Genomic DNA, 24,190 nt, shown 5'->3' with positions numbered 1-24,190 from the left:
GCGCTTATTTATTTATCGCGTCTATTTATTAGGCACACTTATCACTTAGCAACACTCATTTATTAAAACATGATTACCTTGCGACTAGCTACGACTAACTTTCCTAGTTGTTTTCTTTCAGCGCAAGTTCTATAAGCTTATCCGTGTAATCAGCCTTTGTTATATTTTGCGCTATCTTTTATCGTGTATCACATAGTTATACGTATTTTAGTGTTTTTTATCACACGATTATAGGCATTGAGTAATGCTCAGCATAGAACATGTATTGATAGGCTTTACGAGTATATCTACACTTTTTTGAGTGTCTATCCACGGATATTGAGCTCACCTTTTAACGATAAAAGCGAGCAATAGCAAACAATTATTTATTAGCAACGCTCACTTACCAGCTCACTTATTAGCCGCATCCATTTGACGCAACTCTTTCTTTAGATCGCGTATCTCGTCGCGCAATCGCGCTGCAAGCTCGAATTGCAACTGTTCTGCAGCAACATGCATCTGCTCGCTCAAATTCTTAATTAAAGAAATAATATCGTCTTGCGGCAACTCAGAAATATTCGCCATACGCTTTTCTTTGCTTTGCTGCCCAAGATTCGGCTCTTTTGGCACGCCATAATGCGAGTTCCCAGCCTTATTAGCATTCCTGTAACCACCTACTAGCAAAGTTTGAGTATCAACATCCTCTTTAGCAAGCATATCGTTCACATCGCTAATCTTCTTTCGCAAAGGCTTAGGGTCAATTCCATGCGCCTTGTTATACGCGATTTGCTTTTCGCGACGCCTCTCCGTCTCACTAATCGCCTTGCTCATAGCATCCGTAACGCTATCTGCATACATAAGCACAGTTCCAGAAACGTTACGAGCAGCGCGTCCAATCGTCTGAATAAGCGAGCGGTAAGATCTTAAGAAGCCTTCTTTATCTGCATCTAAAATCGCAACAAGCGAAACTTCCGGCAGATCCAAGCCTTCACGAAGCAAATTAATGCCAACAATCACATCAATTTTTCCTTCGCGAAGCTCGCGCAAAAGCTCCACTCTGCGCAAAGTATCAACATCCGAATGCAAGTACTCAACTTTAATACCAAGCTCCAAAAAGTAATCAGTTAAGTCTTCCGCCATTTTCTTAGTAAGCGTAGTAACAAGCACGCGCTCATCTTTTGCAACACGCGCCTTGATTTCCGCAAGCAAATCATCAACCTGCCCTTCCACAGGTCGAACCTCAATCTTAGGGTCAAGCAAGCCAGTTGGGCGAATAATCTGCTCAACTACGCCATCCGAAAGCCCCAACTCGTAATCTCCAGGTGTTGCCGAAAGATACACAGTTTGACCAACATGCTCCAAAAATTCTTTCCACTTTAACGGGCGATTATCCATTGCAGAAGGCAGTCTAAAACCATGCTCCACAAGCGTTCTTTTGCGCGAAGCATCGCCTTCATACATAGCTCCGATTTGCGGCACAGTTACATGCGACTCGTCCAAAACCAGCAAAAAGTCGTCTGGGAAAAAGTCAAGCAAAGTATGCGGAGGCGTGCCTGCAGCGCGACCGTCAAAATGCCTCGAATAATTTTCCACTCCTGGACATACTCCAACTTGGCGAAGCATCTCCAAATCATACGTAGTTCGCATTTCCAAACGCTGAGCTTCCAGCAATTTATTCTGCTTTTTAAGCTGCGCAACTCTTTCGTCACGCTCTTTTTCAATCGCCTTCAGCGCGCGCTCCATGCGCTCCGGCCCTGCAATGTAGTGAGATGCAGGGAAAATATGAACACTACTCTCTTGGCGAATCACTTCCCCCGTAAGCGGATGCAACATTGTAATTCTGTCGATTTCGTCACCAAAGAACTCAATTCGCACAGCTAATTCTTCGTAAACTGGAATAATCTCAACCGTATCTCCACGCACTCTAAAAGTTCCACGCGTAAAAGCAATGTCATTGCGCTTGTATTGCATACTCACGAATTGACGTAATAAATCGTCTCGCTCAAGCTGCTCCCCAACGCTCAGCATAAGCATTCGCTCGGCATACTCCTCTGGGGTACCAAGTCCATAAATGCAAGAAACGGTAGCTACAACAACGCAATCTCTGCGCGTAAGCAAATTCGCTGTAGCTGCGTGACGAAGACGCTCAACATCGTCGTTAATATTCGAATCTTTTTCAATATACGTATCTGTTTGCGGAATATACGCTTCCGGCTGATAGTAATCGTAGTAAGACACAAAATAGCTCACAGCATTATCTGGCATAAGCTCGCGAAACTCTGCGCAAAGCTGAGCTGCCAATGTTTTATTCGGCTCAATAATAAGTGTAGGCCTTTGCAAACGCTCAATTAGCCAAGCGGTTGTAGCAGTTTTACCAGTGCCAGTTGCGCCCATTAAAACAACGTCGTTTTCGCCGTTTTCAATACGATTAGCCAGCTCTTCGATTGCTTGCGGCTGGTCGCCCGAAGGATTGTATGGCGCTTTTACTACAAAAGGCTTGTTTGTGCGCTGAATTTTATTCGACATTATTTTTCCCCAAGAGCATTTTATTTATTTTACTAAAACCCAACAATCGCGCGGTTGCTTGCGATTTTTCCTTTGAGTCTCTAATGCTCCTTACCCATCCACGTTTTAATTTTTGAATCAACGCTTTTAAGCATAACTTCCATAGGCTTTGTAGAATCAACCACAAAATCCGCGATTTTTTTGCGCTCAATCTCTTCAACTTGATTACTTATGCGCTGCTCCGCCTGATTCTGGCTCATTTTGCGCTCGCTTATCATTCTCGCAATGCGAACATCTTTAGGTGCTTCAACTGTAATAATATGATCAAAACTAAATGGAATGCTGTCAATTACTTGCGCGAGAAGCGGAATATCGTGCACAATAACAGATCTTAAAGATGCTCGTTCACTGCAATCTTCTTTAGAAATTTTCCTAGAATACTCGCTTATATACTCACCTTCTAAAGTCTTTGCTAAACCATAAATAGCAGGATGAATAAGCGACTCAATCCTGCTTAACGCTTGCTTATGATTTACATCATCGCCAAAAATATGCTCCGCAATAAACTCGCGATTTAAAGAGCCATCATTCTTAACAGCATTTTCCCCAAAAATGCTTACGATTTTCTGCAAGACTGCGCTTCCCGGTTCCACCACTTTACGCGCTAAAACATCGTAATCTATAACAAACGCGCCAAGCGAACGCAAATGGTTTACTACAGTAGATTTTCCAGCAGCGATTCCGCCCGTTACAGCAATCCGCATCATTGTCATATTTTGATTATAATTAATGCCCCAGTAACTAATTACCGGGGCATTATATGCTAAATAGTAATTGTAAAATTAGTCTTGAAGTTCAGCACCATCGGCATCCTTATGCCACTTAGAACCAGGCTGAGAGCAAAGAATGCAAATTCCTTCAATAAATGCCCAAATTCCAGAAACAAAAGCCAGCAAGCCGAAAGAAAGAATAGAAATAAGAAGCTGGGCAATAGCCTTGCCTTTAAAACCAAGATAGAAATTGTGCACACCCAAAGCGCCCAAGAAAATCGCTAACAGGCCTGCAGCAATCTTGTTACGAGAGCTTCTGTATGTGTTTGATGAATAATTAGACCCATAGTTAGAGTATGAAGATGCTTGATTGTACTGAGGAGTAGACTGAGAGTACTGACCATATTGCGGCTGAGCATTGTACTGAGGCTGAGCATATGAATTCTGATTATACTGAGTCTGACCATACTGAGTCTGACCATACTGCGGCTGAGCATTGTACTGAGGCTGAGCACCATACTGGGATTGGTTGTTATATTGTGGCTGAGCCTGGTTATACTGCTGGGACTGATCATTGTACTGTGGTTGTCCGTACTGAGTCTGTCCGTCAGAGCCTGAGTAATCTCCAGTTTGCTTATCTAAATCACTCACAATAATCACACTTTCTCTCGTAAGAAATTTATTTTCTTAAAAACTGTATAATAAAAAATTAATAAATCAAAGCGTTATTACTAAAGATATTAAAAGATGCCCCGATGATTACTCACCGAGGGCATCTTATTTATAAGATTTTAGTAGAAAACTACTTCTTTTCGCTCAAAAGCTGTTCACGCAAAGCTGCGAGCTGATCGGAATCAGCTAAAGCACCTTCGGTAGAAGCCTCATTCACGCGCTAAAACATCGTAATCTATAGCAAACGCGCCAAGCGAACGCAAATGATTTGCTACTGTAGATTTTCCAGCTGCAATTCCGCCCTTTACCGCAATCCGCATCATTGTCATACATAAATTATAAGTAATGCCCCAGTAACTAATTACCAGGGCATTGTTTATTAACAATAATTATAAAACATTAATCCTTTAACTCGGCACCATTAGCATCTTTGTGCCACTTACTTCCAGGCTTTGAGCAAAGAATCAAAATACCCTCAACCAATGCCCATATTCCCGTAATAATCAACAGGAAACCAAAAGAAAGAACAGAAATAAGCAGCTGTGCAATCGCCTTTCCTTTAAAACCAAGATAAAAATTGTGCACACCTAAAAATCCTAAGAAAATCGCTAGCAAACCTGCAACAATTTTATTGCGCGAGCTTACTAAAGTTGCTTTAGCGTTTTCCTCATTATTACCATCATACGAAGGGAACTGAGGATTTTTCTGATTGTTATCAAACGTGCTCATAATCTTCACCAATCCTTTTAAGAATTATGATTAATGTTTAAAAGCATCATATAATCATTATTCTTAAAAGAAAATTAATTGTACCTATATTTAATTACAAAACTTGAGTCACAAAAATACTCGTAAAACATACTCAAAATAGTAGCCAAACATAAACAAAATTGCCCCGATGGTAACTCATCAGGGCAATTGTTAATAAACTTCTAGTAGAAAGTAGAAACTACTTCTTTTCGCTCAAAAGCTGTTCGCGCAAAGCTGCGAGCTGATCGGAATCAGCTAAAGCACCTTCGCTAGCTGCTTCAGAAGAATAGTTGGAAGCAACTTCTTCCTTCTTTTCTTCCTTAGCTGGCTTCTTTTCAGCTTCTTCGTTCTGACCATCAGCGGCTGCGGATTCTGCTGCAGCTGCGAGTTCCTTAGCGGCAAACACCTTGTGCTGCTCCCACAATTCGTGAGCTGCTGCATACTGTGCTTCCCACTCTTCGCGCTGCTGCTCGTAACCAGCAATCCACTCGTTAGTGTTTGGATCGAAGCCTTCTGGGTACTTGTAGTTTCCTTCTTCGTCATACTCAGCTGGCATGCCGTAGAGAGCTGGATCGAAATCTTCAGAATTTGGATCAACAGCCTCGTTAGCCTGCTTCAAGGAGAGCGAGATACGACGACGATCGAGGTCTACGTCAATAACCTTAACGAATACTTCTTCGCCACCCTTAACAACAGTTTCTGGGTTCTCTACATGACGGTTAGCAAGCTCGGAAATGTGAACCAAGCCTTCGATGCCGTCTTCAACGGAGATGAACACACCGAACTGAACAATCTTGGTGACCTTACCCTTAACAACCTGTCCAGGAACATGGGTACGAGCGAAGCGCTGCCATGGATCTTCCTGAGTTGCCTTAAGGGAGAGGGAGATGCGTTCGCGATCGAGATCAACGTCGAGAACCTCAACAGTGACCTTATCGCCAACCTTAACAACCTCGGATGGGTGATCGATATGCTTCCAAGAAAGCTCGGAAACGTGAATGAGACCGTCAACACCGCCGAGATCAACGAATGCGCCGAAGTTCACGATAGAAGACACAACGCCTTCACGAATCTGACCCTTCTTAAGCTGCGAAAGGAAGGTCTCGCGAACTTCGGACTGGGTTTCCTCGAGGAATTGACGACGAGAAAGTACAACATTGTTGCGATTCTTATCGAGCTCAAGAATCTTAGCCTTAATCTTCTGACCAATGTATGGGGAAAGATCGCGAACGCGACGCATTTCAACGAGGGAAGCTGGCAAGAAGCCGCGCAAACCGATGTCTACAATCAAGCCGCCCTTAACAGCCTCAATAACGGTACCTTCAACAATACCGTCTGCATCCTTGATCTTCTCAATATCACCCCAAGCACGCTCATACTGTGCACGCTTCTTGGAGAGAATAAGACGTCCTTCCTTGTCTTCCTTAGTTACAACAAGGGCTTCGATGGTGTCGCCAACTTCAACAACATCATCTGGATCAACGTCTTTCTTGATGGAAAGTTCACGGGAAGGGATTACACCTTCAGTTTTGTAGCCGATGTCCAACAATACTTCGTCGTGATCAATCTTTACGACTGTACCTTCAACTAAATCACCATCGTCAAAATTCTTGATGGTTGAATCGACTGCCTTGATGAAGTCTTCTTCGGTGCCAATATCATTAATCGCAACCTTGGCGACTTCGTTATTATTCTCTGCCATTACTTATTAGTGGTTTCTTCTTGGGGTGGATATTACTCGATATTAAATTATGACTTTTGCACGCGCACTATGCACGCACTCTGTCAATGTTATATATAGGCATAGCCAAAATCGCCGTTTTACTTCGGGCGTGTCGCGCTACTTGATATTTGCTACTTAACACTACTCGCCGCTTGCTGCTCGCTCAGCCATGTCAACAACATTAGCCAATAGCATTGCGCGAGTCATTGGACCCACTCCACCAGGATTTGGCGAATACGCTCCCGCGACTTCTCTACAAGCAACATCAACATCGCCTTTTACACGATACCTTCCCACTTCTTCATCAAAAACGCGCGATACACCAACATCAACCAACACACATCCAGGCTTAACATCGCAAGGCTTTACAAATCCAGCGCTGCCCATTGCCGCAATAATAACGTCAGATCGCATCATAATATCATGCAAATCGCGCGTGCGCGTGTGGCATAATGTTACAGTTGCATCTACTCCCCTGCGCGTAAGAAGCAGCCCGATTGTTCGTCCAACAGTAATTCCTCGTCCAAGTACGCACACATTTTTGCCTTCAAGATCAATGTTATAAGCATCTAGCAGTGCCAAAATTCCTCGCGGCGTGCATGGAAGAGGTGTAACAATATCTCCCGAAATATGCATAACCAGCTCGCCTAAATTGTACGGATGCATTCCGTCGCAATCTTTTGCAGGGTCTATTGCCTCAATAATCTTCTTAGAATCCACGCCTTTTGGCAAAGGTAATTGCACTATAAAACCTGTGCAGGAAGGGTCATTATTTAATTTTTCGACAGCAGTAAGAATTTCGTATTCGCTAGCGTCTTCTGGCAAATCGCATCGGATTGAGCGAATCCCCACTTCTTCGCAATCCTTGTGTTTTCCAGCAACATACTTCAACGAACCAGGGTCGCTTCCAACTAAAAGCGTTCCAAGCCCTGGATTAATGCCCTTTTCTTTAAGCTTTTCTACTCTATTTTTTAAGTCGCTTTTAATACTTGCAGCTAGCGCTTTCCCATCTAATACAACAACCATGATTCACTTCCCAGCTCGCATGTTAATTCTTATGTTCAACTTACAAATCATCTAATACAATTCGTACACGTAGTATATTCGTATGGATAGGCTATCGTGAGGTATAGAGGTGCGCGACACAACTACTAATAACAGGATATTAATAATAGAATGGTATTTATTATTAGTAATACAACTTATTAGCTGTACCACAGCAGTACCACACTTTTGTACGTGCACGCTGTTTACGGAAGGGGCGCAAAGATGTGTGAAAATACTTTTCATTTAAGTCGCGCAAAGAAAATATGCAAAGCGATTTTAGCTTGCGCAATTGTGCCATCAATGTTGATTGGCATGGCTGGGTGCGGTGCAAATTCACAATCTTCTGAAAAAACAACACATACAAAAAAAGAAATTAAACAAATTAAAGTTGTTTCCACACTTGAATCTTGGGCAAGCTTAGCCAGAGAGATCGGAGGCAACGATGTTGTTGTTAAGTCAATAATAAACAAGCCAGATGTTGATTCCTCCTCATTTAAACCATCCAGTAAGGATTTGCAAAAACTTTATGATGCACAAGTTGTGATTTCTAACGGGGCTGGATATGACAGTTGGATTGCAAAATACTTATCTAAAAAGAGCGAAACAGTAAATGCTGCTTCTACAGTTGGCGCTTTAAATGGTGATAATCCTTACTTATGGTTGTCCAAAGATGCGAGAAGTGCTATGGCGTCTAATATTTGCGACGTTTTCTCTAAGATTCTTCCGTCAAAGAAGAAGATTTTTACTAAAAGACTTAATACTGTTAAATCTCAAGAAAAGAATCTTGACGAGTATATTGAAAAGTTTGGTAAAGATCACAAAAACTTAAAGTATGCGTCGACTAATCCTATTCTTTTCTGGCTTATGTCAGATATGAATATAGAGGATTCTACTCCTAAAGAATATGCTACTCAGGCTGCTCAAGACGATGCTATTGATAAGACTAATGTGGACAAATTCCAGAAATTAATAGAAGAAAGAAAATTTGACGTAATAATCAACAACAGTCAACGCAATAATACTGACATAAGCATTTTGACTGGAACAGCTGGAAGAAGCTACACGTCTGTAATGTGGGTTAACGAGCTCATGCCAACGTATGCAACCGATTTAAGAAAATGGGTTATGAAAATTTGCGAAGACATTGACAATGCCGGTAAAGCTACGATTAACATGAGAAAAGAGTTGGGAAAGCACGAAGCCTCTCAGCAAAATAAGCCTATTACAGAAAAGCCTACAGTTTCTAAGCCAGATCCAAGTAGGTCTAACAAAGGTCAGCAGGATCCTGGAAAGTAAATCTGAAAAATAAAAATAAGTAGAAGATATAGGAAGATATAAAAAAATATAAATAAAGAATAAAATTCACCTCCTAAATTTTTATAACTTAGGAGGTGAATTTTTATGTCCTACTTCTTTTTAGATTTTTTAGACCTCTCGGCAAGCAATCTAAGAGTATCTGCAGCAGCTTCTTCTGGAGCTTGAGTATGGTGTTGCTCATCTCCAGGCAGAGGATCAGCATATCCAAGATTCACATTTAACAAGCGCTCTGCCTGCTCTTCGTCAATCTTTTCAGATAATGCAATTTCCGAAATAAGAATACTGCGAGCGCGAGCAAGCATACGCTTTTCTCCTGCAGACAAACCATGTTCGTCTACATCTCGCTGTGATAAATCTCGAACAACTTCTGCAATCTTGTTAACATCGCCAGTAGCGATTTTCTCAACATTAAGCTTGTATCTACGAGACCAATTCATTTCTTTTTCGAGAATAGGAGTGCGTAAAATTTCAAAAACTTTAGCAACTTCTTTTGCGCCTACAATATCTCGAACGCCAACTTTTTTGACATTGTCTACTGGGACATTAATCTCTAAACCATCTGAAGACAATACAACTAAGCGTAAGTATTGCCTAGTAATACCTTTGACAGTGCGTTCACTAATTTCCTCGACTCGAGCCGCACCATGACGAGGATAGACGACCATATCGCCGACTTGATAACCCACAGAACCCTCCGTATGCACAGAAAAACTCATTTCAGTTTTCCATAAGGCAAAGACTTGAGGCTCGAAAAGATATTTTTTTGACTGATTAGTCAAACTTTGCTCAAAACACACAAGACATACGCAAATAATGTTGTATGATAGACAACATGAGTACAGTATCTAACATCAATGAAGATGCAATCGCAATGGCTGTCCGTCAGGACGTGCTTGCTGCGGTCAGCAACGCAGAATACTACAATCCACACGAGGTCCTTGGTGGACATCTCGGAACTGGCAAAGGCGCTGGTACTGCCACGGTTCGCGTATTGCGACCAATGGCCAAGAAGGTAACAATTCTTACTAAGGGCGGAGAATACGAAGCCAAACACGAATACAACGGTATTTTTACTGCTGTTGTTCCTGCCACAAAGCATTCTAAGAGCAAAGAGTGGTCTGTTCCTAGCTATCGTATCCGCACTGTGGAAGTGGATGGAACTGAGTCTGTAGATGATGATCCGTACCGTTACTTGCCTCAGATTGGCGATATGGACATGTATCTGTTTGGCGAAGGCAGACACGAAAGACTTTGGGAAGCACTGGGTGCTCATGTTAAAAGCATTACCGATTCTTGGGGTCTTGTTAGCCCAGAAACAGGAAAGATGGTTAAAAAAGTTACTGGAACTGCTTTTACGGTGTGGGCGCCAAACGCACGCGCTGTAAGAGTTGTTGGCAACTTTAACTATTGGAATGGTCGACGCCACGCAATGCGTTCTCTTGGATCTAGCGGTATTTGGGAGCTTTTCATTCCAGGAGTAGGTGCAGGCGAAGTTTATAAGTTTGAGATTATGACTCAAGCTGGAAACTGGATTATGAAGGCAGATCCTATGGAGCGCTCTCATGAGCTTCCACCTAATACTGGATCTGTTGTTGTTGATTCCGAATTTAAATGGCACGATAGCGAATGGCTTGAACATCGCGCAAAGACTAATGCTCACGATGGTCCTGTAAGCATCTACGAAGTTCAGGCAAATAGCTGGAATCGCGATTACGATAATTATCGCGAACTTGCAGATCACCTGGTTGATTACGTTCAGCAAGAAGGCTTTACTCACGTTGAGTTTATGCCTCTTACCCAATACCCGTTCTCAGGTTCTTGGGGTTATCAGGTGACTGGTTATTACGCTGTTGACTCTAGGCTTGGAAGCCCAGACGACTTTAAGTACTTAGTAAACAAGCTCCACAAGGCTGGAATTGGTGTGATTATGGATTGGGTTCCAGCACACTTCCCTAAGGATGACTTTGCTTTGGGTAGATTCGACGGCACTGCGCTTTATGAAGACCCAGATCCACTCCGCGGCGAGCACCCAGATTGGGGAACGTACATATTTAACTTTGGCAGACACGAGGTTCGTAACTTCTTGGTTGCTAACGCCTGCTTCTGGCTTAGCGAGTATCACGTTGATGCTTTGCGTGTAGACGCTGTGTCTTCTATGCTCTACTTGGATTACAGCCGTGAAGCTGGCCAATGGCGTCCAAACATGTATGGCGGACGCGAAAACCTTGAGGCTATTGACTTTATTAAGGAAGCAAACGCTACTGCATACAAGAATAATCCTGGAATTATGATGATTGCAGAAGAGTCCACTGCATATCAAGGCGTTACTGCTCCTACAGACATGGGCGGCTTAGGCTTTGGCTTAAAGTGGAACATGGGCTGGATGCACGACACTTTGCAATACCTTAAGGAAGAGCCAATTAATCGCCGTTGGCATCACAACGAAATCACATTCTCTATGGTTTACGCATATTCCGAACATTATGTGTTGCCTTTGAGTCACGATGAAGTTGTGTATGGCAAGGGATCTCTTCTTGGAAAGATGCCTGGAGACGAGTGGCAGCAATTTGCTGGTCTTCGTGCGCTTTTGGCATATCAGTGGTCTCACCCAGGAAAGAATCTTCTGTTTATGGGTGGAGAAATCGGTCAGTCTTGCGAATGGAACTTCAACAATTCGCTTAATTGGCATGAGCTTCAATGGCCGTTCCATCAAGGTGTACAAAAGCTGGTGGCAGATCTTAACGCTTTGTATAAGAGTTCTAGAGCATTCTGGAGCCAAGACTTTACGCCAGACGGATTCCAGTGGCTTACTAGCGACGATTCTGATCACAATACTTTAAGCTACATTCGTATTGGTGATAACGGTGAAGAAATTGTTGTGGTTGTTAACTTCTCTGGTCAGGCTTGGCAAGATTACCAAGTGGCATTGCCTAAGGGTGGTCAATGGGAAGAAGTTCTTACAACAGACGACGCTAAGTATTGTGGTTCTGATATTCACAATGGCACATTCACAGCCGCTGCTGAAGAGTATCATTCAAGACCATATTCTGCAAGGATTACTGTTCCAGCGCTTGGAGCTGTATTCCTTAAGCCAGTCAGCAAGTAGTTAGTTGATAATTAATAACTTAAGTTAGGAATCTGAATTAGGTTAAAATGTTGGACACTCCATCAGAAAAAGGTGTTCCTCGAACAATTCTTGTTGTAGAGGATGAGCCAGATTTAGCCACAGCTATTGCGCAACGTATTGTTGCCAGAGGTTGGAAGGCTAGAGTTGTTTCTGATGGAGTGTCTGCTGTTAAAGCTGCTTTAACCTTAAAGCCTGATCTTATAATTATGGACGTCATGCTTCCTGTTATGGACGGCATTGAGGCGACTCGCAGAATAGTATCTAGATACCCTATTCCTGTGCTGATGCTTACAGCTAGAGATGCTGAGTCGGATAAACTGGCTGGATTAAGCGCTGGAGCAGACGATTATGTTACTAAACCGTTTTCTCCTAGAGAACTTATCGCAAGATGTGCTGCTATTTTGAGGAGAGTTGAAAGAGCTACTTTAATCGCAAATAGAGCGCAATATAACGCTCTATTTAAGTTTGGAGATTTGATTATTGACCCTAGACAGAGGCTTGTTACTCTTAACGGTAAAGAAATTCATTTTACTCCTACTGAATTTTCTTTATTGACTACTTTTGCAAAGCATCCTCATGATGTTTTAAAACGAGAAACACTTTTAGAAGAAGTCTGGGATTGGCCAGATGCTTCTGGAACTAGAACTGTTGATTCACATGTTAAATCTTTAAGACATAAAATTGGTTCTTCTTGGATTCGCACAATACATGGAATAGGTTATGCTTTTGAGCCACCTGATGAAGATTATGACCAAATATTTAACTAGAAATAATAAAAATAACAATAACAATTCTGTTGATAAAGTAGGTAAAGTCGATTCTTTTTCTGAGGTCACTTTGCGATCTGCTTTGCATCCTAATCGTTTTATAGGGTTTTTTGCGTCTTTAAAAGGTGAATTATCTGCGATTATTGTTGTTGCAACAGCTATAGCATTTGTAATGGCTTGGTTTCTTTTAAAAGTTGGGTTAAGCGGATGGATTGCAATGCCTATAACGCTAGCTGTAGCGCTAGGCATAACTTACGCATTTTCCAGAGGATTAACTGCTCCGCTTAGACAAATGCGAGATGCTTCCGAAGCAATGGCAGATGGTGATTATTCCGTGCGAGTTCAGATTGAGAATAGAAAAGACGAGGTTGGAAAATTAACTCTAGCTTTTAACGAAATGGCTGAAGAACTAGAGCATGCTGATAATATGAGGCGTGATCTTATAGCTAATGTAAGCCACGAGCTTAGAACACCTGTTAGTGCATTACAAGCTATGGTAGAAAATCTTGCTGATGGAGTTGTAGAGCCAACACCGTCGAATATGGAGGCTATTCTAAATCAGATTCACAAGTTGGCTGATTTAATCACTTTTCTACTCGATTTGTCTAGAGTAGAAGCTGGTGCAGAAAGTCTTGTTATTACAGAGTTCGATTTTAAAGATTTTCTTAACAGTATTGTCGAACCTATAGAAATAGCGGATGCTGGGCATAATCATCATATAAGTCTTAATGTCGAAAATGATATTACGCTTGTTGGGGACAAAAATCGCCTATCGCAATTGTTTACTAATGTGGTTTCTAATTCTATTAAACATTCTGCAGACAATACTAAAATTCTTATAACAGCAAAATCAAATCATGAGAAGAATACTCTAGTTTGTAACGTTATTAATTTTGGAAACCAGATTCCTAAGGAGGATAGGGCTGATATTTTCCGAAAATTTGTTAAGGGAAGCCAAGGTATTGGAACTGAGTCTGGTGGCACAGGATTGGGTTTGTCTATTGCAAGATGGGCTGCACAATTACATAACGGTACTGTAAAAGTTGTTGATGATAAGCGTGGAGCTAATTTTGAAATTACACTACCGCTTACGTATAACAAATAACGAGTTATTATAATCCGTATAAAACACTTTCCTTTGACCATACTCCTGCTATAGCAAAACACGCGAAAACTGTTATACCACAATCTTTTAATGCTTCAACACAATTTTTCATCGTAGATCCTGTAGTGATAATGTCGTCTAAAAGTATTACTTTGCATCCTTTTGGCACTATTCTTGTGTCTACTAAAAACCCTTTTGTGGTTCGCAAAGATCGTCCCCTACTTCCTTTAACTTGAACTGATTTTACTTTTATTTTGCCCATTTTGATTGCTTTTACAACCCGCGCATTAATACCATATTCTTTAAGATTTTTAGAAACGTATTTAGCAATAGGATCCATGTGTTTTCTTCCGCGTTTTCTTTGTGATTTAGAAGACGATGGAATTGGTACGATAATAAGATTTTCAATAATATTTTCATCGGTATTTTTGCAATTACTTTCATAACTATTTTTATAATCACTAATAACTTTGATTATCAATTGAGAAACCAAATATGAAAAAGGCTTATCGAGAAGTTGATTACTATGATCCTTCCAACACAACAAAGATTTCCTTACAAAACCTACATAAGTTGAGCACGAATAAATATTTCCGCACATTACGCTTATCAAAGGATCCTTATGCCATTCTTTAAACATACTCGTGCAATCATCGCACAAAACGCAATCAGGAAGATCACATCCTGCGCAGCCAACTGGAAGAATAAGATTAACCATGGTTTTCAAAACACTCGTCCAAGAAATGTTAAAAATAAGCCCATTTATTTTATGAGTTAGATTTTTTAAAAGCATAAATCGACGATAAATATTACAAAATGTAATTGCAATAAAATTAAGTCAATGTGGTTAAAGGCTATTTTAAAATTTGAAAATATTTATGGAATTAGAAAATTGTCTAAACATCAGCGCACTAGGAATTAAGATGTTTTAACATTCCAGTGCACAAGTTAAATGTGTCACTAGGATCTTTTACTCTAATAGCCAAAGCTCTAGTTAAAGATGTTGGGTAATCATTACCGCCTTCATACATTCGATCTCCAACAAAAGCCATCTTATTTAAAGGAATATGGCAATAGGAAGAAAGAGCCTTAAGAGCTTGAGCCTTATTATCGCCTTTGCTGACAATATCGACACTAGTAAAACCACCAGCACGCACAGAAAAATCAGGCAAATTTTTAGAAATTTCTTGAGCTAAAGTAGTTTTTAAAATTCCACTAGGATCCCACTGTTTTTTAAATTCAACAGGAGCGAGTTGACCTAAAGCTGAAAAAGTGATTTGCGTACCACGATTCTCTATCTGACTCCCCCAAAGTTTCTCATCTGAATCACACTTCCACAAACCCATTTTTTTAGCACAAGATATAATTACTTCAATAACATGATTTGCATCATCGTCAGAAATATTATGCGAGTAAATGCAGTACAATCTCCCATCCGAAATGCGATAATAGCTTGCTCCATTAGTCGGCATAATGTGTAGATTATCAAGTCTTGTATATGCAGGTAAAACATTTAAAATCTGACTTTTAACTAGTCGCAAGTCACCGCCAGTAATAACAGCAATAGGCAACCTATTTATCAAATCACCAAAAACTGTACGCATTCCACTTGTCATAGGCTTTTTTGAACAAGCAAGAGTATTGTCTAAATCAAAACCAATAAGCGAATACGATACAAGATACTCACAAAGTCCTTGCTCATTCCACTCATGAATATTAGACTCCAACACTTGCCTCCTGTACAAACCTTGCAATTCAAGTATTCCATATTATTAACATATTTACTACAACGTGTCTTGCATGTTTTGCAGACCACTCATTTCACCATCTATTTCACCATCTATTCCACTATGAGTTTGTCAAATTGCCCTAGCATACAAATAAAGTTAAAGCATGACGTCTTTAATATGGGAACAGCGAAGATATAAAAATCGACACGGCAGAGGAATGAGAATGCCAATGTTTGGCACAAGACTACCACGGTACAGAACAGCAAGCGGAATGTTTGACTCGATGGTAGCTGGTCAAATACGAAGACTTAATGGAGCATGGTCTAATCTTACAAAAGGCGTGCAGTTTGCTGTAGAAGATGTTCCACCATCTCAACCAGTACTTTGGGAAAGCAACAAAAGAATAATGTCTCAAGTATTTCCAGCTTCCAAAGGAATACCACCTAGAATCGTATTGTACAGGCTGCCGTTATGCACACATGTTACTAGTCGCGCAGAATTACAATACGCCATTCGAGATGAGATGGTCCAACGACTAGCAGAATTGTATGGCAGAAGACCAGAAGAAATAGACCCAGACTGGGGATTGTAAAGATAATTAAAATAGTTTACTAAATAAACTACTTCACAATAGCAGGATTTGCTCTAACCTTAACACTTATTCTGTTAGGATCAAGTGATTTAGAAGGGATCCAAGCAACTCCTGCAAGTCCCGCGCTATTTACCGTATTATTTTGAATCCTAGAAGCAAAAGATACGCCAGACTTTGATTTAAGCGTAAACATAATTGCTTTAGGATTAATATCTTTTGCATATATTGTTGAAACAGTATAAGGTTTAATATCAACCGCTTTAGAAGATACCTTTATTCCATAAGAATCATAAGCATTTATGGTTACGTGAGAATTATCCACTAAACCATTTGCAATATATAACGAAGTTTCATCTGCAGAAAGCGGAGATACAAAAGCACTATTAGTCATAGGATTAACAGCATTAACAAAAGCAATATCGCTCTGACCATCTTTACCGTTTCTTTCAACAGAAGCCATAATAAAAGTCGGGACAGTGCTTTTAGCAAAAATAGCGCCAACTCCCTTAGGAGCATTTCCTAAATCAACAACCTGAACTTGCCTTGCATTAAGATCTACTTCCTTAATGCTTTTCTTTCCTAAATCATCCAGCCAATATAAATCGAGTTTCCCACTTTTATCAGACCAAATATAAGCTTTGACCTGATCTCCATCTGTAATGCCGGGTAAAACAGGTTCCTTAGACGCTGAGCTTGTTGGCTGAATAATATCCACTCCCTTAGAAACAAGTCCTTGAGAGCGAACGACTTTAACAAAAGATGAAACTGGTGCTTGGTCACTTGAAACTTGAATATACAGCCCATTAGTTTTCTCGGCTGCGGCAGAAATGTTAAAAGAAGAGTCACTATGCGCTGGAACAGTAAAAGTACTTCCAGTAGATAGATTCATTTGAGCACCTGATCTACTTGTTGACCACGCTTTAACACTCACAACAGTTGGTTTTGATGAAAGATTAATAGAATTTAATCTTATTGACACACCTTCCGATATTTGCGGAATAATAAAGTTTTGTCGCATTGATGGAGATACGCAAGAAGTAGCAGACAAACCTTTTAAATCCCCATTTGTTGCCCAAGATACACTAGAAGCAACTGATCCAGTACCAGACTGTGCATTAAGAAAATTGCTTTCTAAAATTTGAGCATCTTTGTCTACATTATTTTCAGCAAAATAAGCTTTACTATCATCATCTGAATTAGAAACATTAGTAAAAGATTTATTGACTAAATCTTTAGAATTTCCAGAATCTTTTAAACCATGTACAGAGGACTTATAAACATTGCCAAAGGACGCATATCGCGCAACCGACTTTAAATCACCTTCGGATTCTTGAAACTCACTATCGCCATAATTTGCTAAATCTGGCAAAGATACTCTAGTCGGACAAACCGTTTGAAAATTAGTAGAACTTACTTGTTTTTCCACACTTCCATTCGGATAAATAGGATCATCCATAATATGTTTAAACGGAGATGTGTAGGATATTACAACAGCAGTAGAAACTAGTATTGCAGCGCTTAAAAGCGACAATAACAATAATTTGAATCTTCTAAAACGAGTAGAAAGATTAACAGAAGCATACTCTTCTGCATGGCGATGACTATTTTTAGAATTCTTATTCGACTTCATTTAAATCTTCCCTGACATATTATTCGTTTAATAAATCATAATCATCTAACTAATCATCTAAACGCTCTATTAAATTGCTATTATTAAAACGCGGCAACGCTACTAAGCAATACAATAATAGGACTAAAGCAAAAACAATAAACCAAGGCATTCTCCATGAAAGTGGACGAGAATGGCTATAAATCGATGTTTTTGAAACAGATTTTTTACTGTTATCAACATCAAAACGGCAGTATGTTCCGTGATCAGATGAAACAACAAGTTGAGTACCATCCGAAGCATTAACGTTCGCAATCAGGTTTTCTGTAGCCTCCTTATTAGAAGTACTATCAGAAGACAAGATGGAATTGTTAGCAGATAAGTTAGTTTTAGCTATGGAATCGTCAACAATATAAATTCCACCTATTCCAAGCTGTTTCAGAGTTTCTATAGACTCATCGTCTGCATGAGAAAGAAGCTTAGAAGCTGCATAATATAGTGTGTTTCTGCTAGGAGAATACCCGTAAAGTACATCTCGAACTTGTAATGCTGGAGATAGATCAATAAAATCACCGCGAACAGTTCGCATAAGTGAAATATCTAGCTCACGACTATTTATTGCTTTAATAGCAAGGACTCGATTAGAGTCATTCTTCCTTAAATAGTCAGAAACAACCATTGGTAAACCGTTATCACTTGCATAAACAGAAGTTAAAGGACCACTTGTTATAGCAAATAATCCGAGCAGAATAGCAACAGCAAAAATACCAAAAGCTAAAATTCCTCTAGCAAGATGAATAATCTTACGGAGCATCGCTTTAGCAGAGCGCCTAATAGCAGCACGCTTAGAAACGCGCGTCGTATAATCGTCTGGATTATTATCAATATTTATATTAGATCTTCGCAAAGGCTCAAAACGATGAACAGCTTTACCGGCAACCATGCACATGCAAGCAAGCACACCAAGCGCGCTTAAACATACGCCTGGAAGAACGCTAGAAGATATAGGACCATCAAAATCCGCTGCGATAACGACTCGAGATGCAACTAATGAAAGAGCCATACCACTTACTATCACAACCCACATCATTCTAGAAGTTCTTAAAGCAAATGGAAGAGCAAGAGAAGCTAAAGCCATTAACAAAGCGAGAACAGCAAACACAATCATTATGATTCCGCGAAGCTGCATAATAGGCAAAGATTGAGAAGAAAAATGATTCAAATCAATATTGAAAGCTCTAAGTAAAACATCTAAATAGTTGACAACTCTAGGAGCACCATTGATTTTTTGCGATGGAACAGCCATAGTCGCAAAAAGCTGACGCCACATTCCAGATTCAAAATAGCGAACTACACTACCTAGAGTTGGAAGAAGAACCAATACAGAAGGTATAGGCATAAGCGCTAGCATAAAACGATGTGAACGAACCATTATCAATGATGCTACGAAAATAACAATCATAGGTAGGATAAGCTGAGGGCAAGCTGCAAGAGGAATCATAAAGCATAACGACGCGCATGCAGCACATTGTATAGATGGAACAGGAAGCACTGGGTCTTCTGTAACATACATTCCTACAGCGTGGAAAGCAAACGCAAATGCTGCTGGCAAAAACACCATTGTTAGAAGCATTGGTAAGTCGCCTCTAGCGAATATGCCAAATGCCATTGCAATCATTGTCCAACAAATACCAGAACAAACTCTTACAATATCGGAACGAGTAAATACTCCTGCAAGCGCCCAAAAACTTAACAACATTGCTGGAGCTGCAAGGAAGAAAATAACACTTACTGCAGCGATTGTATTGCCACCAAACACAATAGAGGCGAGCATCCAAATAATAAGAAGAGGAGATGGAGGTATTGCAGAGGCAAAGCCATCATCTGGAATATAAGATCCGATTGCAGAATTAAAAAGTTGATTAAAACTAGAGCCAGTAGGAAGTAATTGGCTTGAATAAAGCGATGATCCAGAAAAAATCTTACTAATAGGAGCACCATAAAGAAGCATAACAGCCGCAAACACAAGCAAAGAAGCAAAAATAGCAGCACTCCAACGAAGTAAAATTCGCTTATGCAAATGTCTTCTTGCAAGCGGACTTAAAATAACTCCCTTTTTTTGAGTTTTAAAAGCAACAGTCTTGTCTTTCCAACGTGTAATTTGGCTACGACTTGCTATAAGGGACGAAAGCCTCTTCAAAGACACTTTCGCCACTCTAGATACTCTTCTTCTAGCAAAAATAGCTTTAGGAAATTGCGCTAATGCTATCCACGGGAGCATAAGGTGCATGAATGCCACATATGGTTGCTTAGCAAACAAAGACTGCAAGGCGCGAATTAATGACATAGGCAGGCTACACAACCAAACAATTGGCCACATAATCACACGAATATCCGTGTACAAATATCTTTGTTTTGCCATAATCGAATACGCAGAACCGTAGCAAATACTAGATTTTTCAACAGGTCTTTCTTCTCCACTTCGAGTGCGGATTCCATCAAAACGCGCTCTTTTATGCGCTATGCGAGCTTTTGGCACAACAACTACTCGCCCACCGCTTAAAATAACTCGCCTACAAAAATCGTTAGACTCTTCAAACGTTGTTAACCAAGGTTGAGTCCCTCGCATTGTTTGCCATGCGCTAAGAGAAACAAGAGCACCAGCCAAAGAAACAGAATAAACATCTCCGCGAAAATCATACTGCTCCTGATCTGGTTCACCTTCTACAGTAAGAGAATGCACTCTATGTTTCCATGCATACATGCCAACATTGTGCAAAATCTTACCCTGCCAATCCACTTGTTTTGCACCTAGAATACAAGCTGTTGGTGTATTTCTCCATGTTTCTCTTAAAGCTTCAAGACACTTGTTATCGCAAGGTTTTGAATCGTCGTGAAGAAGCCACAAGGATTTAACGCCTTGCAATGGTAAAAGTTTTCTCAAAGATTTTTCTACCGCATCGCCAAAAGATTTTGCAGATTTAATAGGTAGAACAATAATCTTTATCTTTGCGTAAGATTCCTGTATATAACCCTGATTGTTGTTAGAAAAATCACCACCATAATTACTAACAAAATCTGCGCTAGAAATTAGACCAGATAATGTTGTTGGTTCTATTTGAACATTAAAAGATGTTACAGATTCTTTTTCTACTCTATTAGCACAATCAGCTACAACAATAGTTCCTGGAAGAACAGTTTGATTTATTAAAGCTTGCAAAGTGTCTTCATAAAACCGCGTATCTCTCTCAACACTCATTATTGAAATAATCGACGAATCAACTTCGCGCGGTTGCTTGCGATTTAAAGCTGAAAAAACGTGTAAAACATTATTTTCAAACGTATCAGTCTCAGCGGTTAATGAATCCATACATAATAGTGTACGCAAGGGGTATGTATTATGCATGTTTAGATAATTCTCAATAGAATGCACTATAATAGTAGCTTATATGTGTGTTTACGAAAGAAGGAAGCATGGCAGCCTCTCGCTATGAACAAGACCGCCGGTACCAAACTAACTATTGGGACTCCTCAGCTCCACATCATAGCTTAAGCAATCATATTTTATATAATTCTCGTAAATTAATTTCTATTGTTATTGTTGCCATTCTAGCCTTCTTTTCTACAATCATAGCAGCTGTTTGGCTTGATTTTTCGTCTACAATACAATCTCGTGTTGTTAACATGATTACAAAAGATGGCAAAAAAGTTCAAGCAGTAGACCCTAACGCTGGTAAAACAATCAACATTCTTGTTCTTGGTCAAGATACTCGAGAAGGCAGAAACCGTGCTTTTCAGGGCGGTGGCGAAGATGAAAATCATCAATCAGATACGGCGATGATTGTTCAAATCAGCGCAGACAGATCCTATATAAATATTGTTTCTATTCCAAGAGACTCAATGGTTAAAGCAGCATCATGCAATACGACTAATGGAAAAATTCCTTCCAGGCGCAAAGTGATGTTCAATTCTATTTTTGCTCTTGGGTACGCTAAAGGCGGCGATTTAGCATCGGCAGCATCGTGCACTCTTGCAACAGTAAATGAAATTACTGGATTAGATATAACTAATTTCATTGTTGCAGACTTTAGTGGTCTAAGCGACATGATTAACGCAATAGGCGGCGTAAATTTGTGTATTCCAGTAGATACTAAAGATTACTACACTGGAGTTAATTTAAAGCACGGATTACAGCATTTAGATGGTGTTCAAGCAACACAGTATGCAAGAATGAGGCATGATACTGCAAGCGACGGCTCAGATATTATGCGAACTACGCGTCAACAATATCTACTAAAACAGCTTATTCATCAAGCATTGTCTAAAAACTTGTTCACACAATCAGGTCAGCTATATCAGCTTGCAAAATCTGCTCTAAAATCGCTTAATATAAGCGAAGGATTAGCAAATCCCGCAACACTGGTTGGATTAGCAACAAGCCTTCACAAGTTAAATACTTCTAATATTTATGCACAAACAATACCGATTACAGCTGATCCAGCTGACGAGAATCGTGTTATTCTTGACGACAGTGCAGAAGACGTTTGGGAATTGATGAGAGAAAATAAACCACTTACTAAGCATCTTGCCTCTAAGCAAAGTAAGTCTGAAAAATCTACAAAGAAAAATTCTAAAGAAGATAAAAAATCAACTTCTAAAGATTCCAATGTCTCAAATGACGATTCGGATAATACGAACAGTACAGGTTCCTACGATTCTACAAATAGCGGACCAGCAGGAAAACTTAGCGCTATTAATCCAAAAACTGGATTAGCTAAAGACGAATTAGGCAGACTAATAGACCCAAATAGTGGAGGCATAGTGGATCCAAATGATGGAACAATAAGAGATCCAAATACTGGGCATTACATGGGTATTGCAGATAAATACTTAAATAACACTATTTGCGCAGTTCCAAAAGGGAAATAATAAGAAAGATAGAAAATATATTTTCGACACTACTTTATAACCACAATGCTTTATAATGCCATTGTTAGTTATTGCATTGAGTTAATACGATTAGAAATTATTAATTAGCAAACACATACGAGTTATGCTACAGGAGGATAAATGAGCCAGCAACGTCCAGAAGACGCTTCAGGGAATCAGAATAATCCTCCTAGTTTTGCACCATCTAATCGTAGAAAAAATAAGAATGGCTCTTACTCACACAATACAAGCGCAAATAATGGAAATGCAATACCGAGTTTTCCTCCTAAACAGAATCACAAATTTAAAGAAATAGAAAATCAAAACTCACAAATCAATCAAAAAGCACCATCTTTTGCACCAACATCGCGCAAAAACGGCAACACAAGTCATCCAAAAATATCGAATATAACACCATCAATTAATGTGCAACCGATTAGCACAGCATATTCAAATTCCGAATCGTATATGATTTCACCTGAGTCTTATATAGGAACGTCTAATAAAATCTTTGAAAAACCAGACGATGTAGAATCAATTGATAATCCTGCTAATAACCCTATAGGTTATAGAAAAAAACATCATTTCTTAAAATACTTAACTCTATTGTTAGTAACGCTCTTAATTATTGTAGGAGTGTGTGGAGCGTTATCTTGGAACTGGGTTGATTCACAAATAAAACGCGAACCATGGTTGACTAATACAGAAGACACTCAAGAAACAACATGGCTTATTCTAGGATCAGACCAGAGAGAAGGCGAAGAAGCTAAAGAGATAACAGGCTTTAGAACAGACACTATTCTTGTACTAACAAAACCTGTAAGCGGACACAGCTCTTTAATATCAATTCCAAGAGACTCGCTTGTTTCAATAAATGGTCAGCAAATGAAAATAAACACTGTTGCGCAAGATATTGGAAAACAAGCCTTAACAAAAACAGTCGAAAAAATAACTGGTCACAAAATAGACCATGTAGCAGAAATAAAATTCGAAGGACTTACAAAAGTTGTAAATTCTCTGGGCGGAATAGATTTATGCTATAACCGTACTGTAAATGATGCATACAGTGGTCTTAATTGGACAGCTGGATGCCATAGCGTAGACGGAACAGTTGCGCTAGCTTTTTCCAGAATGAGATACGCGGATCCACAATCCGACTTTGGTAGAGCAGCAAGACAACGCATGGTGATAAGCGCAATAATGAAAAAAGCATTATCTAGCAGCACACTTACAAATTTTGGGACCGTAAAAGGATTTGCAAAAGCATCTCTCGATTCAGCAATGTTAGACGAAAACACAAATCCTGGAACACTACTAAACATGGGGCTTGCGTTTAAAGAAGCTACAGGAAAAGACGGTGTAACGGGAACAGTTTATTGGACAAATCCTGATTATGAGGTTTACGGAGTCGGATCATCAGTATTGTTAGACGACGCCAAGAACATTGAATTATTCAACCAGTTATCTGCAGGAACACATGCTCCTGGAAGCGTAGGAACACTTGCAGAACTAATGAATCAACAATAATACGAATACGATTAACACGATTAACACAAAAAGTTTTATCG

Annotated in this window: 18 protein-coding genes and 1 pseudogene; 7 read left to right on the top strand and 12 right to left on the bottom strand. The window is 39.9% G+C overall.

What is annotated here, in order from left to right; translation table 11 throughout:
• Window positions 1–390 precede the first annotated feature (390 nt).
• The 7 genes and pseudogenes from uvrB to P0106_RS01810 all read right to left on the bottom strand — a co-directional run bounded on the left by uvrB (window position 391) and on the right by P0106_RS01810 (window position 7,425).
• On the bottom strand, window positions 391–2,505 hold the full coding sequence (uvrB, locus tag P0106_RS01840; protein ID WP_473730367.1) for an excinuclease ABC subunit UvrB: 2,115 nt from the start codon (window positions 2,503–2,505) through the stop codon (window positions 391–393).
• Window positions 2,506–2,585: 80 nt separating this feature from the next.
• Window positions 2,586–3,257 (bottom strand): dephospho-CoA kinase, encoded by a 672-nt coding sequence (gene coaE, locus P0106_RS01835; protein ID WP_473730366.1) that lies wholly within the window; start codon window positions 3,255–3,257, stop codon window positions 2,586–2,588.
• A 69-nt stretch (window positions 3,258–3,326) separates the two neighbouring features.
• Window positions 3,327–3,914 (bottom strand): TM2 domain-containing protein, encoded by a 588-nt coding sequence (locus P0106_RS01830; RefSeq protein WP_162860839.1) that lies wholly within the window; start codon window positions 3,912–3,914, stop codon window positions 3,327–3,329.
• 224 nt (window positions 3,915–4,138) lie between these two features.
• Window positions 4,139–4,255 (bottom strand): annotated as a pseudogene (locus P0106_RS01825) (dephospho-CoA kinase); the annotation flags it as partial.
• A 70-nt stretch (window positions 4,256–4,325) separates the two neighbouring features.
• A complete protein-coding gene (locus P0106_RS01820) occupies window positions 4,326–4,655 on the bottom strand; it encodes a TM2 domain-containing protein (protein WP_004117621.1) in 330 nt (109 codons plus the stop codon).
• Between the two features lie 220 nt (window positions 4,656–4,875).
• Window positions 4,876–6,378, bottom strand: coding sequence for a 30S ribosomal protein S1 (gene rpsA / locus P0106_RS01815; protein ID WP_004113153.1), 1,503 nt, complete (start codon window positions 6,376–6,378; stop codon window positions 4,876–4,878).
• A gap of 162 nt (window positions 6,379–6,540) precedes the next feature.
• Window positions 6,541–7,425 carry a bifunctional methylenetetrahydrofolate dehydrogenase/methenyltetrahydrofolate cyclohydrolase gene (locus P0106_RS01810; RefSeq protein WP_004114841.1) on the bottom strand — a complete coding sequence of 295 codons (885 nt, stop codon included), beginning with the start codon at window positions 7,423–7,425 and terminating at the stop codon, window positions 6,541–6,543.
• Between the two features lie 243 nt (window positions 7,426–7,668).
• Here P0106_RS01810 and P0106_RS01805 point away from each other — a divergent pair, with 243 nt between their 5' ends.
• Window positions 7,669–8,742 carry a metal ABC transporter solute-binding protein, Zn/Mn family gene (locus P0106_RS01805; RefSeq protein ID WP_004114839.1) on the top strand — a complete coding sequence of 358 codons (1,074 nt, stop codon included), beginning with the start codon at window positions 7,669–7,671 and terminating at the stop codon, window positions 8,740–8,742.
• 110 nt (window positions 8,743–8,852) lie between these two features.
• On the opposite strand, the gene P0106_RS01800 is transcribed toward P0106_RS01805, so the two are convergent.
• On the bottom strand, window positions 8,853–9,449 hold the full coding sequence (locus tag P0106_RS01800; protein WP_009994378.1) for a CarD family transcriptional regulator: 597 nt from the start codon (window positions 9,447–9,449) through the stop codon (window positions 8,853–8,855).
• A 146-nt stretch (window positions 9,450–9,595) separates the two neighbouring features.
• On the opposite strand from P0106_RS01800, the gene glgB reads away from it, so the two are divergent.
• Genes glgB through P0106_RS01785 form a run of 3 tightly spaced genes read left to right on the top strand, consistent with a single transcriptional unit; the run spans window position 9,596 to window position 13,762 of the window.
• Entirely contained in the window at window positions 9,596–11,869 is a 2,274-nt protein-coding gene (gene glgB, locus P0106_RS01795) for a 1,4-alpha-glucan branching protein GlgB (RefSeq protein ID WP_004117613.1), read from the top strand.
• Window positions 11,870–11,916: 47 nt separating this feature from the next.
• Window positions 11,917–12,657 carry a response regulator transcription factor gene (locus P0106_RS01790; RefSeq protein WP_004113162.1) on the top strand — a complete coding sequence of 247 codons (741 nt, stop codon included), beginning with the start codon at window positions 11,917–11,919 and terminating at the stop codon, window positions 12,655–12,657.
• A complete protein-coding gene (locus P0106_RS01785; RefSeq protein WP_004114833.1) occupies window positions 12,629–13,762 on the top strand; it encodes a sensor histidine kinase in 1,134 nt (377 codons plus the stop codon). The genes P0106_RS01790 and P0106_RS01785 overlap by 29 nt, the downstream gene beginning before the upstream one ends.
• Before the next feature lie 7 nt (window positions 13,763–13,769).
• Here the strand turns inward: P0106_RS01785 and P0106_RS01780 are convergent, their stop codons facing one another.
• Both P0106_RS01780 and P0106_RS01775 read right to left on the bottom strand, forming a co-directional pair.
• A complete protein-coding gene (locus tag P0106_RS01780; protein ID WP_004138176.1) occupies window positions 13,770–14,555 on the bottom strand; it encodes a ComF family protein in 786 nt (261 codons plus the stop codon).
• Between the two features lie 118 nt (window positions 14,556–14,673).
• Complete coding sequence (locus tag P0106_RS01775; RefSeq protein WP_004113169.1) at window positions 14,674–15,492, bottom strand: HAD-IIB family hydrolase; 819 nt, start codon at window positions 15,490–15,492, stop codon at window positions 14,674–14,676.
• A gap of 163 nt (window positions 15,493–15,655) precedes the next feature.
• Here P0106_RS01775 and P0106_RS01770 point away from each other — a divergent pair, with 163 nt between their 5' ends.
• Entirely contained in the window at window positions 15,656–16,084 is a 429-nt protein-coding gene (locus P0106_RS01770; protein WP_004138024.1) for a metallopeptidase family protein, read from the top strand.
• A 28-nt stretch (window positions 16,085–16,112) separates the two neighbouring features.
• Here P0106_RS01770 and P0106_RS01765 read toward each other — a convergent pair whose 3' ends face one another.
• Window positions 16,113–17,714, bottom strand: coding sequence for a DUF5719 family protein (locus P0106_RS01765; RefSeq protein ID WP_004113172.1), 1,602 nt, complete (start codon window positions 17,712–17,714; stop codon window positions 16,113–16,115).
• A 49-nt stretch (window positions 17,715–17,763) separates the two neighbouring features.
• Window positions 17,764–21,063 (bottom strand): glycosyltransferase family 2 protein, encoded by a 3,300-nt coding sequence (locus P0106_RS01760; protein ID WP_473730365.1) that lies wholly within the window; start codon window positions 21,061–21,063, stop codon window positions 17,764–17,766.
• Between the two features lie 104 nt (window positions 21,064–21,167).
• Here P0106_RS01760 and P0106_RS01755 point away from each other — a divergent pair, with 104 nt between their 5' ends.
• Window positions 21,168–22,622 carry an LCP family protein gene (locus P0106_RS01755; RefSeq protein ID WP_032836381.1) on the top strand — a complete coding sequence of 485 codons (1,455 nt, stop codon included), beginning with the start codon at window positions 21,168–21,170 and terminating at the stop codon, window positions 22,620–22,622.
• Window positions 22,623–22,763: 141 nt separating this feature from the next.
• Entirely contained in the window at window positions 22,764–24,149 is a 1,386-nt protein-coding gene (locus tag P0106_RS01750; RefSeq protein WP_004113177.1) for an LCP family protein, read from the top strand.
• The last annotated feature ends 41 nt before the right edge of the window (window positions 24,150–24,190 follow it).

This window comes from Gardnerella sp. c11Ua_71 (genome assembly GCF_055818025.1).
This window is presented reverse-complemented; position numbering and strand designations above follow the sequence as displayed.

Coding starts and splice junctions, on each gene's coding strand:
- uvrB (WP_473730367.1), bottom strand. CDS start 2,505: ATGTCGAATAAAATTCAGCGCACAAACAAGCCTTTTGTAGTAAAAGCG.
- coaE (WP_473730366.1), bottom strand. CDS start 3,257: ATGACAATGATGCGGATTGCTGTAACGGGCGGAATCGCTGCTGGAAAA.
- P0106_RS01820 (WP_004117621.1), bottom strand. CDS start 4,655: ATGAGCACGTTTGATAACAATCAGAAAAATCCTCAGTTCCCTTCGTAT.
- rpsA (WP_004113153.1), bottom strand. CDS start 6,378: ATGGCAGAGAATAATAACGAAGTCGCCAAGGTTGCGATTAATGATATT.
- P0106_RS01810 (WP_004114841.1), bottom strand. CDS start 7,425: ATGGTTGTTGTATTAGATGGGAAAGCGCTAGCTGCAAGTATTAAAAGC.
- P0106_RS01805 (WP_004114839.1), top strand. CDS start 7,669: ATGTGTGAAAATACTTTTCATTTAAGTCGCGCAAAGAAAATATGCAAA.
- glgB (WP_004117613.1), top strand. CDS start 9,596: ATGAGTACAGTATCTAACATCAATGAAGATGCAATCGCAATGGCTGTC.
- P0106_RS01790 (WP_004113162.1), top strand. CDS start 11,917: ATGTTGGACACTCCATCAGAAAAAGGTGTTCCTCGAACAATTCTTGTT.
- P0106_RS01785 (WP_004114833.1), top strand. CDS start 12,629: ATGAAGATTATGACCAAATATTTAACTAGAAATAATAAAAATAACAAT.
- P0106_RS01780 (WP_004138176.1), bottom strand. CDS start 14,555: ATGCTTTTAAAAAATCTAACTCATAAAATAAATGGGCTTATTTTTAAC.
- P0106_RS01770 (WP_004138024.1), top strand. CDS start 15,656: ATGACGTCTTTAATATGGGAACAGCGAAGATATAAAAATCGACACGGC.
- P0106_RS01765 (WP_004113172.1), bottom strand. CDS start 17,714: ATGAAGTCGAATAAGAATTCTAAAAATAGTCATCGCCATGCAGAAGAG.
- P0106_RS01760 (WP_473730365.1), bottom strand. CDS start 21,063: ATGGATTCATTAACCGCTGAGACTGATACGTTTGAAAATAATGTTTTA.
- P0106_RS01755 (WP_032836381.1), top strand. CDS start 21,168: ATGGCAGCCTCTCGCTATGAACAAGACCGCCGGTACCAAACTAACTAT.
- P0106_RS01750 (WP_004113177.1), top strand. CDS start 22,764: ATGAGCCAGCAACGTCCAGAAGACGCTTCAGGGAATCAGAATAATCCT.